The sequence below is a fragment of the Streptomyces graminofaciens genome, from assembly GCF_030294945.1.
GTDB lineage: Bacteria > Actinomycetota > Actinomycetes > Streptomycetales > Streptomycetaceae > Streptomyces > Streptomyces graminofaciens.
This window is the reverse complement of the sequence record NZ_AP018448.1, coordinates 2,860,456-2,876,715: the sequence shown is the minus strand read 5'-3', so window position 1 is coordinate 2,876,715 and position 16,260 is coordinate 2,860,456. Positions and strand designations below refer to the sequence as shown.

Here is a 16,260-nt window from a genome sequence, read left to right as displayed (position 1 = left end):
GCCGCCGCCGGGCACCAAATTCTCCCCCCAACGCCCCCCACGCCCCCGTCGACACCTTCTCGAACGACAAGGACAGCCATGCCCACCCAGTTCTCCCGGCGCAGCCTGCTGCGCGGCATCACCGCGGCGACCGTTGCCACCACCCTCGCCACCGGCCTCGCCGCCTGCGGGGGCGACAGCGACGCCGCCACCAAGACGAAGGCGGAGGCCGCCGGCACGGTCACCGTGGGACGGCTGTCCAACGGCGCCGCCAAGGAGACCGCCATCAAGGTCTCCGAGGTCAAGTCCATCAGCGCCAAACTGCCCGACGCCATCAGGAAGAGCGGCAAGCTGGTGATCGGATCCGGCACCCTGCCGTCCGGCAGCCCGCCGCTCGGCTTCATCGGCGACGACCAGAAGACGCTCACGGGCTCCGAGCCGGACTTCGCCAGACTGGTGGCCGCCGTCCTCGGCCTCGAACCCGAACTGCGCCAGTCGACCTGGGAGAACCTGTTCATCGGCCTCGACAGCGGCAAGGTGGATGTGGCGTTCTCCAACGTCACCGATACCGAGGAGCGCAAGAAGAAGTACGAGTTCGCCTCCTACCGCAAGGACGATCTCGCCTTCGAGGTGAAGAAGGACAGCGACTGGAACTTCGACGGCGACTACGAGAACCTCGCCGGCAAGACGGTTTCGGTGGGCAACGGCACCAACCAGGAGAAGATTCTCCTGGAGTGGAAGGCGAAGCTGGCGAAGGAAGGCAAGAAGCCTCTCACCGTCAAGTACTTCCAGGAGAGCAACAGCATCTACCTGGCCCTGAGCAGCGGCAAGATCGACGCCTACTTCGGCCCCAGCCCGAACCTCGCCTACCACGCCGCGAAGACCGCCGGCACACCGCAGGCGACCCGTATCGCGGGTCAGTTCTCCGGCGCCGGAGAGACCCTCCAGGGCCTCATCGCCGCGACCGCCAAGAAGGACAGCGGCCTCGCCGAGCCCCTCGCCGAAGCCATCAACCACCTCATCGACAACGGCCAGTACGCCGAGTGGCTGAAGGCCTGGAACCTCTCGGGCGAGGCCGTGGAGAAGTCCGAGGTCAACCCGCCCGGCCTGCCGCTCACCAACTCCTGATCGTCCATCAGTACGCCCTGAAAGGAAGGGACTTCGCCACCGTGGTCCACCAGATCGCCCTCCGCGGTGGCGGAGCCCTCGGCACCCGCCTGCTGGACAACCCAGTCTGGGCCGCGCTGGACGGCCCGCACGCCGACTTCGCCGAGCGGATCGGCCGGGCGGCGCGCTACCCGGCGGACGTGTACGCGTTCGCCGCGCTCGCCGACCCGGAGGACCCGGCCGCGTGGGCCGACCTGAACGCACTCGTCGGCCCGGCGACCACCGTACGGGTCAAGGGAGTCGACACCGTCCCCGCCGGGTGGGACGTCGTGGGCGGTGGTCAGGGCGTCCAACTGGTCGACACCCACCTGCGGGCCGAGCCCGCCCCGAAGGCCGTACGGCTCGGCCCGGACGACGTACCGGAGATCCTCGACCTGATCGCCCGCACCAGGCCCGGCCCCTTCCTGGCCCGAACCGTCCACCTCGGCACCTACCTCGGCATCCGGCACCGCGGCCGGCTGATCGCCATGGCCGGCGAACGGCTCCGGCTGCCCGGCTGGACCGAGATCAGCGCCGTCTGCACCGACCCGGCACACCGGGGCCGGGGCCTGGGCACCCGACTGGTGCGCGCGGTCGCGGCGGGCATCAGGGAACGCGGAGAGACCCCGTTCCTGCACGCCGCCGCGACCAACACACCCGCGATCCGGCTGTATGAGTCGATCGGCTTCACCCTGCGCCGTCGGACGACGATCCTCCACGTGCGCACGCCAGGAACAGACACCGGGGCAGGGGTGTTGTGACCGACGACGAGATCCGCGAGGCGCCGCAGCGCGCCCAGCACGAGGAGGTGACCGGCGTGCCGCACATCCTCCACGCCGTCCACCTCCACTCCCGGCCCCACATCGATCTCCAGCGCGTGGCCGGCGCGCTCTGTTGCTCCTGACCCGTTGTTCAGCCGCCGAGCCCCCGCACGCACGCGGGCGCCGGTGATCTCGTACGGACTTCCAGGAAGGCACCAACCCGTGTCCCCATCTCCCTCCCCCTCCCTGCACCTCGCCGTCGCCCTCGACGGCACCGGATGGCACCCCGCCTCCTGGCGCGAGCCGGTGGCCCGCCCCCATGACCTGTTCACCGCCGGATACTGGGCCGACCTCGTCGCCGAGGCCGAGAACGGTCTTCTCGACTTCGTGACCATCGAGGACGGCCTAGGCCCGCAGTCCTCGCACTTCCTGGACCCGGACGACCGCACCGACCAGGTCCGCGGCCGCCTCGACGCCGTCCTCGTCGCGGCCCGCGTCGCACCGCTCACCCGCCACATAGGGATCGTGCCGACCGCGGTGGTCACCCACACGGAGCCGTTCCACATCTCCAAGGCGATCGCCACCCTCGACTACGTCAGCACAGGCCGCGCCGGACTGCGGGTCCAGATCACCGCCCGCCCGAACGAGGCCGCGCACTTCGGCCGCCGCACGATCCCGCGCATCGAGGCCTACGACAGCCCGCACGCCCGGGAGTCGGTGACGGACCTGTTCGACGAGGCCGCCGACTACGTGGAGGTCGTACGCCGGCTCTGGGACAGCTGGGAGGACGACGCGGAGATCCGGGACGTGGCCACCGGCCGTTTCATCGACCGCGACAAGCTCCACTACATCGACTTCGAGGGCAGCCACTTCAGCGTCAAGGGGCCCTCCATCACACCCAGGCCGCCCCAGGGCCAGCCGGTCGTGACCGCGCTCGCCCACGCCACCGTGCCGTACCGCCTGGTGGCCCGCCAGGCCGACATCGGCTTCGTCACCCCGCACGACACCGACCAGGCCCGGGCGATCGTCGCGGAGATCCGCGCCGAGCAGCGGGCCGCCGGACGCGCCGACGAACAGCTGCACGTCTTCGGCGACCTGGTGGTCTTTCTCGACGACGACCCGGCCGAGGCGGCGGCCCGACGCGAGCGCCTCGACACCCTCGCGGGCGAGCCGTACACCAGCGACGCCCGCGTCTTCACCGGCACGCCCGCCCAACTCGCCGATCTGCTGCAGGAGTTGGCGACAACGGGCCTGACCGGTTTCCGGCTGCGCCCCGCCGTGGCCGGCCACGACCTCCCCGCGATCACCCGGGGCCTCGTTCCCGAACTCCAGCGCCGCGAGGTCTTCCGCACCGCCTACGAGGCCGACACCCTGCGCGGGCTGCTGGGCCTGGCCCGCCCCGCCAACCGCTACGCCGCAGCCTGAGCCGGAAGGAACCACGGACTGATGACCAAGCCCCTGAAGCAGATCCACCTGGCCGCGCACTTCCCCGGTGTCAACAACACCACCGTGTGGAGCGACCCGAAGGCCGGCAGCCACATCGAGTTCAGCTCCTTCGCGCACTTCGCGCAGACCGCCGAACGCGCCAAGTTCGACTTCCTGTTCCTCGCCGAGGGCCTGCGCCTGCGCGAACAGGGCGGGCAGATCTATGACCTGGACGTCGTCGGCCGCCCCGACACCTTCACCATTCTCACCGCGCTCGCCGCCGTCACCGAACGCCTCGGCCTGACCGGCACCATCAACTCCACCTTCAACGAGCCGTACGAGGTGGCCCGCCAGTTCGCGAGCCTCGACCACCTCTCCGCCGGCCGCGCCGCCTGGAACGTCGTCACGTCCTGGGACGCCTTCACCGGCGAGAACTTCCGCCGGGGCGGCTTTCTCCCCCAGGAAGAGCGCTACTCCCGCGCCAAGGAGTTCCTCGCGACGACGAACGAACTCTTCGACTCCTGGCGCGGAAACGAGATTCTCGCCGACCAGGCGACGGGAACCTTCCTGCGGGACGCACAGGCCGGCGCCTTCGTCCATCAGGGGCAACACTTCGACATCCAGGGCCGGTTCAACGTCCCGCGCTCCCCGCAGGGCCGCCCCGTCATCTTCCAGGCGGGCGACTCCGACGAGGGCCGCGAGTTCGCCGCCTCGTCCGCCGACGCCATCTTCAGCCGGTACGCCACGCTCGACGCGGGCCAGGCGTTCTACACCGACGTAAAGGACCGTCTCGCCAAGTACGGCCGCCGCCCCGACCAGCTGCTCATCCTGCCCGCCGCGAGCTTCGTCCTCGGCGACACCGACGCCGAGGCCGAGGAGATCGCCAAGGAGGTGCGCCGACAGCAGGTCAGCGGCGCCACCGCCATCAAGCACCTGGAGTGGGTCTGGAACCGGGACCTGTCCTCGTACGACCCCGACGGACCGCTCCCGGACATCGACCCCCTGCTCGGCGAACACACCGTCGCGCGCGGCCGGGCCCAGGTACGCATGTACCGGGACCCGCTGGCCACGGCCCGTGAGTGGCGCGAGCTGGCGGCCGCCAACAACTGGTCGATCCGCGACCTCGTCATCGAGAACAGCAACCGCCAGAACTTCGTCGGCTCCGCGCAGACCATCGCGGACACCATCGACAACTACGTCCAGGCCGACGCGAGCGACGGCTTCATCCTCGTCCCTCACATCACCCCGAGCGGCCTCGACGACTTCGCGGACACGGTGGTCCCCCTGCTCCAGGAGCGGGGCGTGTACCGCACGGAGTACGAGGGCACGACCCTCCGCGACCACCTGGGCCTGGAGACGCCGGCCGGGACGGTGTCCTGACGCGGTGAATGGGGTGGCCGACCCCGGCGGCCGCACGGACTTTCGTACGGGCCTTGAATCCGCCGGCGCGCAGCCGCGCGGTGTTCTTCGGGGTCGGCCGGCTGCGCCAGGGAGAGTACGACGGGCTCGGCCGGCCGGACCCCGGTGAGCGGTCGGCCGCCGCGAAGTACGCGGACGCCGGGTCCCAGGCCACCGGAGTGGCGAGTTCGACGTCGACAACCTCGGGATCCCAGCGCGGGTTGCGCCGCACGATCCTCTCGCGGGTCGCGTCCTTGGCAGCGACGAACTCGCCTAGTCCGGGGCCCATCCCGGCATCGGCATCGGTATCGGCCCGGACGGGATCGGAGAACACCACTCTCCCCGGCCGCAACCGGGCCACGGCCCGCGAGAGAGCGAGCCAGCCCAGCGAATGCCCGAGGGCCGGTTCGGCACCTTTTGGAGACGTGTCCATCAGGTCGTCGGTGAACAGCTCCGGGTCGTGGCCGGGGCCATGGCCACGACCCGCCAGCCGCGCGCTGCGAGCGCCGAGCCGACCGTGGGCCAGGTGCGAGAGTCGGACATGACGCCTTGCATCAGCAGGGCGCTCTGCTCGCCCGAGCCCCAGCGGACCGATCAGAGAGCCGTCGTCTCAGAGAGCCGTCGCCCGGTGCCGGACCGCAGCCGCGCCCTGGCCCGTCCCCGCGCCCTGGCCCGTCCCCGCGCCCTGGCCCGTCCCCGCGCCCTGGCCCGTCCCCGCGCCCTGGCCCGTCCCCGCGCGGAGCAGCTCGGTGCGTTCCTCCTCGCACATGCCGCCCCACACGCCCGCGGTCTGCCGACTGTCGAGTGCCCAGGCGAGGCATTCGCGGGTCACCGGGCAGCGGGCGCAGACGCGTTTGGCGGCGGCGACTTCGTCGAGCGCCGGTCCCGTGGTGCCCACGGGGAAGAACAGGTCGGGGTCCTCTCCCACACAGGCCGCTTCGCACAACCATTCCATGCGGGGCCGGGTGCCCAGGACGGATGGGCGGAAACGACGCGTTCCGGCCCCGTCGTGGAAGCCTCAGCGCGCGAGCACGCGGTCCACGAACCTCCGTACGTCCGCGAGGACTTCGTCCTTGTTCGTCTCGTTGAACACCTCGTGCCGGGCGCCGGGATAGACGCGCTCGGTCCAGTCGGGGCCGTGGAACACGTCGATGCCGGTACGGCTTCCGGGCAGCGGCACGATCCGGTCGTCGTCGCCGTGCACCCACAGCAGGGGGAGCGGACCGATGCCGCCCTCCTTCGCGATGGTCTCCAGGGTACGGTCGAACGCCTCCATCGTCGGCCGCTTGAACGGGCCGTGCCAGACCAGGGGATCGGCCGCGTACGCGGCACCGACCGCCGGGTCGCGCGAGAGGAGGGTCGGGTCGAGCGGCACCTCGGGCGGCTTGGGCGCCGCGAGCAGCACCCGCAGCACCTCCCAGGTGCCGATCACCGGGCCGGACAGTACGAGCGCGGCGAGCCCGGACCCGTACCGCTGGGCGTAGCGGGAGGCGATCAGACCGCCCATGGAGTGGCCGATCAGCACCACCGGCACACCGGGGTGGGCGGCCCGGGTTAGCTCCTCCACCGCGCGCACGTCGGTGACGACGTCCTCGAAGTCGTCGACGAACACACGCTCGCCCTCTGACTTCCCGTGCCCCATGTGGTCGGGACCGAACACCGCCGCGCCGTGCTCGACCAGGGAGTCGGCCACATGCTCGTACCGGCCCATGTGCTCGCCGTAGCCGTGCACCAGCAGGACGACGTACCGCGGACCCTCCTTCGGCCACTCCCGTACGGTGATGGCGCCCCTGGTGCCGGTGAACGTGTGCTCGCGCGAGTCGGCCATGTCGTCCCGTCTCCTCCAACTGCGTCGGTGAAGGTACCCCCGGATCTTCCCAGGGAGGCGGGCGGCGGTCCACGGTGCGGCGCGGGCGGCAGGTGTCACCTGGCGAGACGGTCGTGTCGCGGACGGATGGGTGCGCATAGCATCGGACCCCGCATGGACACGATGACTCTCTGGAACATCTCCACGGGCGGCTTCGCCGCGCTCGCCTTCGCCGCTCTGCTCGTCGGCTTCTCCAAGACCGCCGTGAGCGGCGCGAACACGGTCAGCCTCGCGGTCTTCGCGGCCGTCCTGCCCGCGCGGGCCTCGACGGGCGTACTGCTGCCGCTCCTCATCGTCGGGGACGTGCTGGCCGTGCTCACCTACCGGCGGCACGCCCACTGGCCCACCCTGTGGCGGCTCTTCCCGGCGGTCGGTGTCGGCGTCGTGTTCGGCACACTGTTCCTGGTGTGGGCCGACGACGAGATCGTGCGGACGTCGATCGGCGCGATCCTGCTGATGATGGTGGCGGTCACGCTATGGCGCCGCCGGACCGTCGACAAGGACGACGAACCGGACGCGGTGACCACCCGGGCGGGCCGCGCCAAGGCCCGCTCCTACGGCGTACTCGGCGGCTTCACGACCATGGTCGCCAACGCCGGTGGTCCCGTGATGTCCATGTATCTGCTCTCCGCGGGCTTCCGGAAGCTCGGTTTCCTCGGCACGTCGGCCTTCTTCTTCCTGATCGTCAACGTGTCGAAGGTGCCGTTCAGCGTGGGCCTCGGCCTGATCGACGGCTCCTCGCTGCTACTGGACGCGGCCCTCGCGCTGTTCGTCCTGCCGGGTGCCCTGCTGGGCAAGTGGGCGGTGAGCCGGATCAACCAGCGGGTGTTCGAGCAGTTGGTGATCGCGGCGACCGTGGTGGGCGGTCTGCAACTGCTGCTGCGCTGACCCGCCCGCCCGGTGCGTGTGTCGGTGTGCTCCGGCCGTTCGTACGGTTACCGTGGTGCGGTTGCCGGCGTGCGGCTACCGGTGTGTCGAGCGGCTCAGCAGCGCGGGAAGATCCGCGAAGGAGTCCAGGACATGGTCCGGGCTGCCGCTCGCCGCGTGATGCGTCTCCGGCAGATACTTGCCGGTCCGCACGAGCACGCCCGTCATACCGGTGCGCTGGGCCGCGAGCACGTCCGACTCGATGTCGTCCCCGATCATCAGCGCCTCCTCCGCTCCCACGCCCAGCCGTGTCAGCGCCGCCTCGAAGAAGGCGGGCGACGGCTTCCCCGTGATCGCGGCCTCCGTGCGGGCGGCGCTCTCCAGCCCCACGAGGAACGCGCCGCTGTCCAGCTGCAGCCCGTGGTCCGTCCGCCAGTACGGATTGCGGTGCATGGCGACCAGCCGGGCACCGCGCTGGAGATGCCCGAAGGCCCGGTTGAGCGCCGCGTAGCCGAACTCGGGACCGGCACCGCCCACGATCACCACCTCCGGCACGGTCTCGGTGTCGGTGTCGTCGACGAGCTCCACGCCGACGAGGTCCTCCCGGATGTCACCGCTGTTCAGCAGGGAGCAGCGCGCCCCCGGGAAGTGCTCGGCGACGTACGCGGCGGTGGCGGCGGGCGCGGTGAGGATGTCGTCGGCGGTCACCTCGAACCCGGCCTCCGCGAGGGTCCGGGCGATGGACGCGCGGGTACGGGACGTCGTGTTGGTGACCAGCGCGACGGGCAGCCCGGCCACCTCCCGGATCTCCCGCAGCGCCTCGACCGCGCCCGGCAGCGGCCGCCACGAGACGGTCAGCACGCCGTCGATGTCGATGAGCACGGCACGTGTCGAAGCCATGCCCGGACGATACCGAGGCGTTCGCGCACCCGCCTGCCGCCAGGACTGGATCCAGGGCCTGTGGCTCGGCCCCGGTGGGGACCGACACTCGGACGGACGCACCGGTCGTGCCGGACGAGGCCAGTTCCGCGGCGTCCAGCTCCGTACTGCCGATGATCTTCCTCGCGGCGGCTTCGAGCAGCCGCTGCGAGTCCCCGGCGGGTGGCCGCGCGGACCCCTCGCCCATGTCCGACGAGCCCGCCCGCTCGCCCGTGTCCGACGAGCCCGCCCGCTCGCCCGTGTCCTACGAGCCCGCCCGCTCGCTGTCGCACAGCCCTGGTCGTGGACGGCTTCGGCGTGAGCGTGATTCGGCTTCGCCCCGGTCGTGGGCGGCTCCGGCCGGATCGATGACGGCTTCGCCCCGGTGGCCGGAGGCGGCTCAGCCCTCGGGATGCCTGCGCAGCAGATACGTGTCCATGATCCAGCCCTTGCGCTCGCGGGCCTCGGCCCGCAGCCGTTCGATGCGCGGCGCGGTCTCGGCGATCGGGCCGGAGGCGAGGATCTCGTCCGGAGTGCCTATGTAGGCGCCCCAGTAGATGTCGATGTCCTGGTCGGCGTACCGCCGGAACGTCTGGTGCGCGTCGAGCATCACGACCACGTCGTCGACCCCCTCCGGAAACCCCTCGGCGAGCCGCCGCCCCGTGGTGATCTGCACCGGCCTCGCGACCCGGTTGAGCCCCGTACGATGCCGCGCGACCAGCGCCGAGACACTGCTGATCCCCGGCACGACCTCGTACGTGAACGCCACCGCGCCCCGCTCCAGCACCTCCTCCAGGATGCCGAGCGTGCTGTCGTACAGCGCCGGATCGCCCCAGACCAGGAACGCCCCGCTCTCCTCCTCGCCCAGTTCCTCGGCGATCAGCCGCTCGTAGATGTCCGCGCGGGCGCTGCGCCAGTCCCCGACGGCCGGGGAGTACGCCGCACCACCGGCCGTGCGGTCCCGCTCGGGGTCGCGGGCCTCGACCACGCGGTACGACCCCTGCGGTAGGTGCGCGTCCAGAATGTCCCGGCGCAACTGGGTGAGGTCCGACTTCACGTCGCCCTTGTCGAGGACGAAGAACACGTCCGTGCCGCTCAGCGCCCTGACCGCCTGCAGCGTCAGCTGCTCGGGGTCGCCCGCCCCGATACCGATGACATGAATCTTTCGCACACCCCGAGTCTGCCGCACCCCACTGACAGCCGACGCACCGCGACTGGGCGGGGCCCGTGCCCGAGGACGGGGCGGGTGGGCTCGCGCCCGGCACTACGCGCCGCCGCCCCCGTTCAACCGCGGAGCCCAGGCCCGCGCGTCCACCGGCTCCCCGTCCCGCTCGACCACCCCGGCCAACTCCCGCGCCCAGGCCCCCAGCGCCGCCAGCTCCACGCCGTACGGACACGGCTGCCCACCGCGCGCCCCCCACTCCTCGACCGCCCCGGCGCCGCGCCGCAGCAGCCGTGCCCCGCCCTGGGCGTTGCCGCGCGCCGCATGGGTGAGGCCGACCGCGAGCTGCGCCATGCCCCGCCACAGGGCCCGCTCCTCCTCCGGACCCGACTTCCAGGCGTCCTCGAACACCTCGTGCGCGTGGAACGGCTTCCCCGCCTCCAGCAGTGCCTGCGCCTCGGCGACGGTCTCCTCCGGTTTCCGGACGACCCCCTCCGGCTGCCGCTCCACACCGTTCGAGCCGTACGGCAACGGCCGCCCCAGCCCGTCCCGGGGCCGCGCGCTCCGCGCCCGCCCCTCCGTGTCCCGGTCCCGCCGCCGATCCGCTCCGCCTGCCGATGTCGTACCCATGCACCGATTGTCCCGCGCCGTTCACCCGCTGCGGGGCAGTCGCCGACGTACGGTAAAGTTGTGCCTGCGCGATCACACGGGTCACCGTGGACAGCGCATCGGGACGTGGCGCAGCTTGGTAGCGCACTTGACTGGGGGTCAAGGGGTCGCAGGTTCAAATCCTGTCGTCCCGACCAGCTTTGTTGCAGGTCGGAGGCCGTTCTCTCATTTGTGGGAGGGCGGCTTTTCGTATTCCTGGAGGGGGTCGCAAGGCGGGTCGCGTGGTGAGCGCAGCCGGTTCAGCCGATCCGCGGCCTCGCCTTCCAGAATGCCCGCCGGGCGGTCTCGACGGTGCTCGACAGGTCCGGATTCGGGGCGAAGCGGACCGAGGAGAGCGGAAGCGTCGTCGAAGACCTTGCCCGGGGTCGCTGATCTGCACCCTCACACCTTCGCCTGCAGGTACTGGCCGAGGAAGTCGAACTTCCCGTCCTCGGCCCGGAACAGGTACAGCGCGTCGCTGCTGTATCCCCTGTCGGTGGTGTACGCGATGGTTCGGCTGATGCCCTTGTAGTCGACGTCGCGGATACGGCGCACGATCGCGCCGCGTTCCGTCAGGAAGGAGTCCTTGGTCGCGCACACCCGGGCCAGGAACATGATCGCGTCGTACGCCTCCGCCGCGTACCAGCCGGGGCGTTCGCCGTACCGTGCGCGATAGGCCTTGGTGAAGGAGCGGGCCGCCGGGGTGGCCGTCGGGTCGATGAAGGTGGTGGCGAAGCCCCAGCCGTCGGCGGCCTTGCCCGCGGACTTCAGGAACCGTGTGCCGAAGGCGCGTTGGGTCGCGACCCCGGTTCCGGAGAACCCGGCCTCCCGCAGTGCCGACGCGAGGGCACCCGCCCGTTCCGGGCCCCCGCTGAACACGACCGCGTCCGCGCGGGCCGCGACGACCTGCGCGGCGAGCGCGGTGTGGTCGAGTTTCCCGGCGGGGACGCTTGTGACCGTCGCGTCCCTGCCCTGGCGTCGCAGGGCACGTTCGAGGTCGTTGCAGAGGGTCCAGGCGAAGTCGCCCTCGGCCCGGTCCTCCACCAGGAACACCTCGCGTGCGTCGGCGGAGCCCGTGAGATAGACCCTGCACGGGGCGGCGAGCAACTGGTCGGTGGGCGCCAGCTGCACATCCGGACGGAGGGTGGACAGGTTGGACCTGACCATCGGAGACACGCCCACCGACACGGTGATGACGGGCATCACGGCTTTGACGTACGTCGTCTCCGCGGCCAGGAAGCACGCGTCCGTCGTCGGGCCCAGTACCGCGACGACCCGTTCGTCCTCCACCAGCCGGGTCGCCCGGTCCAGGGTCCGGTCGGGCTCGCCCCCGTCGTCGTACGCGCGCAGCTTCAGCCGTAGCGAGCCGGTGGTGTCGGCGTTGACGTGTGCGACCGCCAGCCGGGCCCCGTTGAGCTGAGCGCGGCCGAACTCGCCGGTCGTGCCGGAGAGGTCGCCCTGGAAGGCCACGACGAGTTCGGTGCGGGCGGCCGACGAGGGCGAGGCGCTGACGCCCTGCTTCCGGTTGCCCCGGGTGCTCCACCACCAGGCTCCGCCGGCGGCCGCCAGCACTCCGGCCCCCGTGGAACCGAGCGCGAGGAAACCACGGCGGCTCGTGGACGGGGCGGCGGGCTCCGGTTTCTTGAGGGACGTCACCGTCGCCGCGTCCACGTTCGGCGACGCGGTCGAGGCCGGGGCGGACACCCGCGTCGGCTCGATCGCGCCCAGGGCCAGCACGGCCGCGGAGCGGTCCGCGATCAGCCGGGTCACCGGCTCCGGCAGCCACCGCTCCCGGTCGTCGGGACCGGCAGCGTCCAGCGCCTCGCCGACCTCGACGGCGGTCGGCCGGCGCGCCGGATCCTTGTCCAGGCAGGCCCGTACGACCGGCTCCAGCGACTCCGGGACGCCGGACAGCTCCGGCTCGTCGTAGACCGTGCGCAACAGCATCCCGGCGGCCGCGCCGCCGCCGAACGGCCGTACGCCCGTCGCGGCGAAGGCCAGGACACAGCCCAGCGAGAACACGTCGCTCGGCGGGCCGATGGCGGAGCCGCGCGCCCTTGCCTGCTCGGGCGACAGGAAGCCCGGTGAGCCCACGATGACGCCGGTGGACGTGAGCGCCGTACCCTCCGGGGTACGCGCGATACCGAAGTCGATCAGACGCGGTCCGTCCGGGGCCAGCAGTACGTTGCCCGGTTTCACGTCGCGATGGACGAGCCCCGCCCGGTGGACCGCGTCCAGTGCCTCGGCCAGCCGTAGCCCCAGCACGCACACGGACGCGGGGGACAAGGCCCCGTGCCCCTCCAGCACTTCCGCGAGCGAGGGGCCCGGTACGAACGCGGTCGCCAGCCACGGGTCCTCCGCGTCGGCGTCCGCGTCGAGCAGTGGCACCACCCAGGGGCTGTCGACGCGCCGGGCCACCTCTATCTCCCGGCGGAACCGGGCCCGGAACCCGGCGTCGTCGGCATGGGACGCCCGTACGACCTTGACCGCTGCGTAGGCCCCGCCCGGCGCACGCGCCAGGAAGACGACACCCATGCCTCCCGCGCCGAGCCGTCGCAGCAGGCGGTAGTCGCCCAGCCGCGACGGGTCGGCGGTGCGCAGCGGTTCCATCAGGCCGTCAGCGGCGCGGGGCCGCCGTACACGAAAGCGCCGTTCTCGACTCGCCAGAGGAAGCCTCCGGTGCCGTCGATGACCGGCAGACCGTTCTTCTGGAACGCGTACGTCCGGGTGATGCCCTTGTACTTGGCGGCCCGCAGGGCGGCGAGCAGTTCCTCGCGGGTGCGGTTCTTCGCCGGCAGATCCGCCAGCGTCTTCAGCACCATGCCGGTCACGTCGTAGGCCTCCGCCGCGTACCGGGGCGGCGCATCCTTCCACCGTTTCCGGTAGGCGTCCACGAACGCCTTCGCCTCGGGCACCTGTGTCGCGTCGAGGACCGGCGCGACGATCGTCCACCCGTCGGCGGCCTCCTCGGCCTCGGTGAGGAAACGCCTGTCGAGCAGGGCCGGTCCGGAGGCACGGGTACCGGAGAAGCCGCGTTTCCGCAGCGTCCGGGCGAACGACGCGCCCCGGTCGGGCAGCCCGGCGAAGGCGAACGAGTCGCTGTCGGCGGCCAACAGATCGTCCACCGCGTCGCCGAATCCGGACCGCAGGGCGCCGACCACGCGGGGGAGGTACGGCTGCCCCGCTATTGCCAGCTGTTTGCTCAGGGTGTTGCTGATCTCCCAGCCGTAGTTGTCGGCCGCGCGGTCGACGACGATGCCAACCATGCGCGGGCCGGCACCGCGCAGGAACGCGTCGAGGAAGAACGGCAGCAGACTGTCGGGCAGCCGTGCGAGCAGGAACGAGCGGAAGCCCTGCACGGTGAGGTTGATGGCGCCGGGCGACATGGCGACCACGGGCACGAGGTCGGCGTCGTACGCCGCCAGCGCCGCCTGGGCGGTCGCGTCCGTGGTCGGACCGACCACGGCGAGCACCGACGGGTCGTCGGCTAGCTTCTTGGCGAGCTTGGCAGCCTTCACCGGGTCGCCGGAGTCGTCCACGGCCTGCACATCGATGTGGAAGGGGGCGTCGCCCCGGGCGTTGAACTCCGCGACGGCCAGCCGCAGTCCGCGCTCCTGTGCCCGCCCGGTGTCGCGCTGGTCGCCGCTGAGGTCGCCGTGCAGCGCGACGGTGTAGGCGGGGCGCCGGGAAGTGGTCGCGGTGGTCGGCTTCTTGCTTCCGGCGTTGCCGTCCCGGCTCACCGTCCACCAGGTCGCGCCGCCACCGGCCGCGAGGACCGCGCCTGCGCCCGCGAGGAGGAGGGCGCGGCGCCGGGCGGGGGGCTGGGGCGTGTCCGTGGTCGTGGGGAGGGTGGCCCCCGTGTCGGACGCAGGGGCCGCAGTGTCGCCGTCGATGGGGGAGTGCCGCGGGTCCGTCCCGGTGGGGGAGCCGCTGCCCGGGCCGGAGTCGGCGCGCGAGGCGCCGGGTGAGATCTCGGTGTGCTCGATGTCCGGCAGCGCGAGCGCCTCGGTCGAGCGCCGGGCTATCAGCCGGATGACTTCCTCGGGGAGCCAAGGGGCGGGGGCGCTGCCCGGTGTGACGGGCGGGGCGCCGACGGCCGTATCAGCGGTGGCCGGACCGGTGGCCTCGACCGTGGCCTCATCGGGTTCGGCGTCCGGAGCCTGCGGGGTCTCCGGGGCGTCCGCGTCCTGCGGGGCGTCCGCATCTCCCGCAGCGTCCGTGTCCCCCGCAGCGTCCGTGTCCCCGGAGACGTCCGCGTCCCCCGCAACAACGGCGTCCCCCGCAACAACGGCGTCCCCCGCAACAACGGCGTCCCCCGCAACAACGGCGTCCCCCGGAACAACGGCGTCCCCCGGAACATCGGTGTTCTCCGGAACGTCCACGTCCACCAAGACGTCCGCATCTCCCGGACCGTCCGCCAGGTCCCCGGGAAGCAGCTCGCGTATCAGCTCCTCGACCGTCGGGCGCCGCTCCGGATCCTTCTCCAGGCAGCGGGACAACAGTTCGGCCAGGGCGGCCGGGACGCCGTCGAGGTCGGCCGGGTCGTGCACGGCCCGGTAGAGGAGGGCGTCGAGTGCCCCGGTGCCGAACGGCGGGCGGCCGGTCGCCGCGAACGCCAGCACACAGCCGAGGGAGAACACATCACTGGGCGCGCCGATGGTTTGGCCGCCACGTCCCTCGGCCTGCTCCGGAGAGAGATAGCCGGGCGTGCCGACCACCAGCCCCGTCGCCGTGAGCGCGGTGTCCTCGGGCGCCCTGGCGATGCCGAAGTCGATGAGCCGCGGACCGTCCGCGGCGAGCAGTACGTTGCCCGGCTTGAGGTCGCGGTGGACCAGCCCGGCCCGATGGACCTCGCCCAGCGCCAGAGCCAGCCGGCCGCCGAGGATCCGCAACCCGTGCTCGGTGAGCGGCCCGTGCTCGGCCACCGCCTCGGCCAGGGACGGACCGGGCACATACGCCGTCGCCAGCCACGGCGCCTCCGCGTCCGGGTCGGCCTCCATCAGCGGCACGGCCCACGGGCTGCTGATCCGCCGGGCGACCTCGACCTCGCGACGGAACCGCTGCCTGAAGCCCGCGTCCTCGGCGTACTCCGCCGCGAGAACCTTCAGCGCCACCAGCGAGCCGCCCGGAGTCCGCGCGAGGTACACCACCCCCATGCCGCCGGCGCCGAGCCGGCCGAGCAGACGGTGGTCGGCGATCCGCGCCGGGTCGGAAGAACGCAGTTGCTCCATCAGCCCTCGCCTCCGCCCAGCTCGTACCTCACCCGGTCGAGCATGGTGGTGGTGCCACGCGTCACGTACTGCTCCAGTTCGCTCGCGGTGTATCCGTCGGCGGCCTTCAGCGACACGGCCACGGTCACCTGGCCGAGCCGTGTGACCATCCACCGGTACGGGGCCTTGTCGCCGCCGGTCAGATAAGTGCCCGTCTCGTAGACCGAGTCGTCGGCGTAGTTGTTGCCGCGCAACCCGAAGGGCGTGCCCATGGAGTTGAGTTCCGCGATCCGTTCGTCGGCGCGTACCTGCTGCTCGGGGCAGCGCAACGCCTCCTCCACCGTTCCGGACAGCTCGTCGTCGGCTCCGAGCACCGTGGCGTGCACCGTCACCGCGGCCGTCACCTTGACCGTGCCGCGCTTGCCGGTGCCCGGCAGTTCGCTGTAGAGGGACAGGGAGGCGAGCACGTCCTTGGGCAGCGGCCGGCGCTGCCAGCGGCACTCCTCGTCCAGTACGGCGATGGTGTTCTCGGCGCTGCGGGCGAGCGGCTGCGCCTCGAAGCCCGAGCCCCAGTCCTGCGGCCGCATCACGACCGCCGACGCCAGCGTGGCGCCCTGCTTCCTCGACCGCGGTACGCGATCGGGGTCCGCCTCGAACGGCGTCGCGGACGGTGTCGCCGACGGCTCCGCGCCCTCCGCCGACACCTTGCCGGACGCGGAAGCGGAAGGCGTCGGGGAGCCCGAGGCCTTGGCGCCGGACTCGGCCGCCTTCTCCGTCGCCCCGGCGCTGCAACCGCACAGCAGCAGTGCCGCCGCGGCCCCCGACATGGCGGCCCTCAACCCCCAACCACCTCTTCGTTCCGTCGTTCTGTCGTCCATC

General features: G+C 72.0%; 13 protein-coding genes, 1 tRNA gene and 1 pseudogene. 7 read left to right on the top strand and 8 right to left on the bottom strand.

Annotated elements, in window-relative coordinates; all coding sequences use genetic code 11:
• Nucleotides 1-78: 78 nt before the first annotated feature.
• From SGFS_RS12455 to SGFS_RS12435, 5 genes are all read left to right on the top strand, one after another.
• Nucleotides 79-1,107, top strand: coding sequence for an ABC transporter substrate-binding protein (locus SGFS_RS12455; RefSeq protein ID WP_286249960.1), 1,029 nt, complete (start codon nt 79-81; stop codon nt 1,105-1,107).
• Between the two features lie 41 nt (nt 1,108-1,148).
• Nucleotides 1,149-1,886: a GNAT family N-acetyltransferase gene (locus SGFS_RS12450; protein WP_286249959.1), complete on the top strand. Its 738-nt coding sequence runs from the start codon at nt 1,149-1,151 to the stop codon at nt 1,884-1,886.
• Nucleotides 1,883-2,029: a putative leader peptide gene (locus SGFS_RS12445; protein ID WP_286249957.1), complete on the top strand. Its 147-nt coding sequence runs from the start codon at nt 1,883-1,885 to the stop codon at nt 2,027-2,029. The genes SGFS_RS12450 and SGFS_RS12445 overlap by 4 nt, the downstream gene beginning before the upstream one ends.
• 79 nt (nt 2,030-2,108) lie before the next feature.
• The gene (locus tag SGFS_RS12440) at nt 2,109-3,311 is read left to right on the top strand and encodes an LLM class flavin-dependent oxidoreductase (protein ID WP_286249955.1); all 1,203 of its coding nucleotides are present in this window, start codon (nt 2,109-2,111) and stop codon (nt 3,309-3,311) included.
• Nucleotides 3,312-3,332: 21 nt separating this feature from the next.
• Nucleotides 3,333-4,691: an NtaA/DmoA family FMN-dependent monooxygenase gene (locus tag SGFS_RS12435; RefSeq protein WP_286249953.1), complete on the top strand. Its 1,359-nt coding sequence runs from the start codon at nt 3,333-3,335 to the stop codon at nt 4,689-4,691.
• Between the two features lie 748 nt (nt 4,692-5,439).
• On the opposite strand, the pseudogene SGFS_RS12430 reads toward SGFS_RS12435, so the two are convergent.
• A pseudogene (locus tag SGFS_RS12430) lies at nt 5,440-5,664 on the bottom strand (WhiB family transcriptional regulator); the annotation flags it as partial.
• A 63-nt stretch (nt 5,665-5,727) separates the two neighbouring features.
• Nucleotides 5,728-6,537, bottom strand: coding sequence for an alpha/beta hydrolase (locus SGFS_RS12425; RefSeq protein ID WP_286249952.1), 810 nt, complete (start codon nt 6,535-6,537; stop codon nt 5,728-5,730).
• Nucleotides 6,538-6,690: 153 nt separating this feature from the next.
• Between SGFS_RS12425 and SGFS_RS12420 the strand changes: the two genes are divergently transcribed.
• Nucleotides 6,691-7,464, top strand: a complete 774-nt coding sequence (locus tag SGFS_RS12420; protein WP_286249951.1) for a sulfite exporter TauE/SafE family protein — start codon at nt 6,691-6,693, stop codon at nt 7,462-7,464.
• A 75-nt stretch (nt 7,465-7,539) separates the two neighbouring features.
• Here the strand turns inward: SGFS_RS12420 and SGFS_RS12415 are convergent, their stop codons facing one another.
• From SGFS_RS12415 to SGFS_RS12405, 3 genes are all read right to left on the bottom strand, one after another.
• Complete coding sequence (locus tag SGFS_RS12415; RefSeq protein WP_286249950.1) at nt 7,540-8,343, bottom strand: HAD-IIA family hydrolase; 804 nt, start codon at nt 8,341-8,343, stop codon at nt 7,540-7,542.
• Between the two features lie 418 nt (nt 8,344-8,761).
• Nucleotides 8,762-9,532, bottom strand: a complete 771-nt coding sequence (cobF, locus tag SGFS_RS12410; protein WP_286249949.1) for a precorrin-6A synthase (deacetylating) — start codon at nt 9,530-9,532, stop codon at nt 8,762-8,764.
• 93 nt (nt 9,533-9,625) lie between these two features.
• Complete coding sequence (locus tag SGFS_RS12405; protein WP_286249948.1) at nt 9,626-10,153, bottom strand: DUF309 domain-containing protein; 528 nt, start codon at nt 10,151-10,153, stop codon at nt 9,626-9,628.
• Between the two features lie 99 nt (nt 10,154-10,252).
• Here SGFS_RS12405 and SGFS_RS12400 point away from each other — a divergent pair.
• Nucleotides 10,253-10,329 (top strand) — tRNA-Pro (locus tag SGFS_RS12400).
• 244 nt (nt 10,330-10,573) lie between these two features.
• Here the strand turns inward: SGFS_RS12400 and SGFS_RS12395 are convergent.
• From SGFS_RS12395 to SGFS_RS12385, 3 genes are read right to left on the bottom strand one after another with little or no spacing between them, the layout of a single operon-like run.
• Nucleotides 10,574-12,781, bottom strand: coding sequence for a bifunctional serine/threonine-protein kinase/ABC transporter substrate-binding protein (locus tag SGFS_RS12395; protein ID WP_286249946.1), 2,208 nt, complete (start codon nt 12,779-12,781; stop codon nt 10,574-10,576).
• Complete coding sequence (locus SGFS_RS12390; RefSeq protein WP_286249945.1) at nt 12,781-15,402, bottom strand: bifunctional serine/threonine-protein kinase/ABC transporter substrate-binding protein; 2,622 nt, start codon at nt 15,400-15,402, stop codon at nt 12,781-12,783. The genes SGFS_RS12395 and SGFS_RS12390 overlap by 1 nt, the downstream gene beginning before the upstream one ends.
• Nucleotides 15,402-16,259, bottom strand: coding sequence for a hypothetical protein (locus tag SGFS_RS12385; protein ID WP_286249944.1), 858 nt, complete (start codon nt 16,257-16,259; stop codon nt 15,402-15,404). Before SGFS_RS12385 ends, SGFS_RS12390 begins: the two co-directional genes overlap by 1 nt.
• Nucleotide 16,260: the final 1 nt, after the last annotated feature.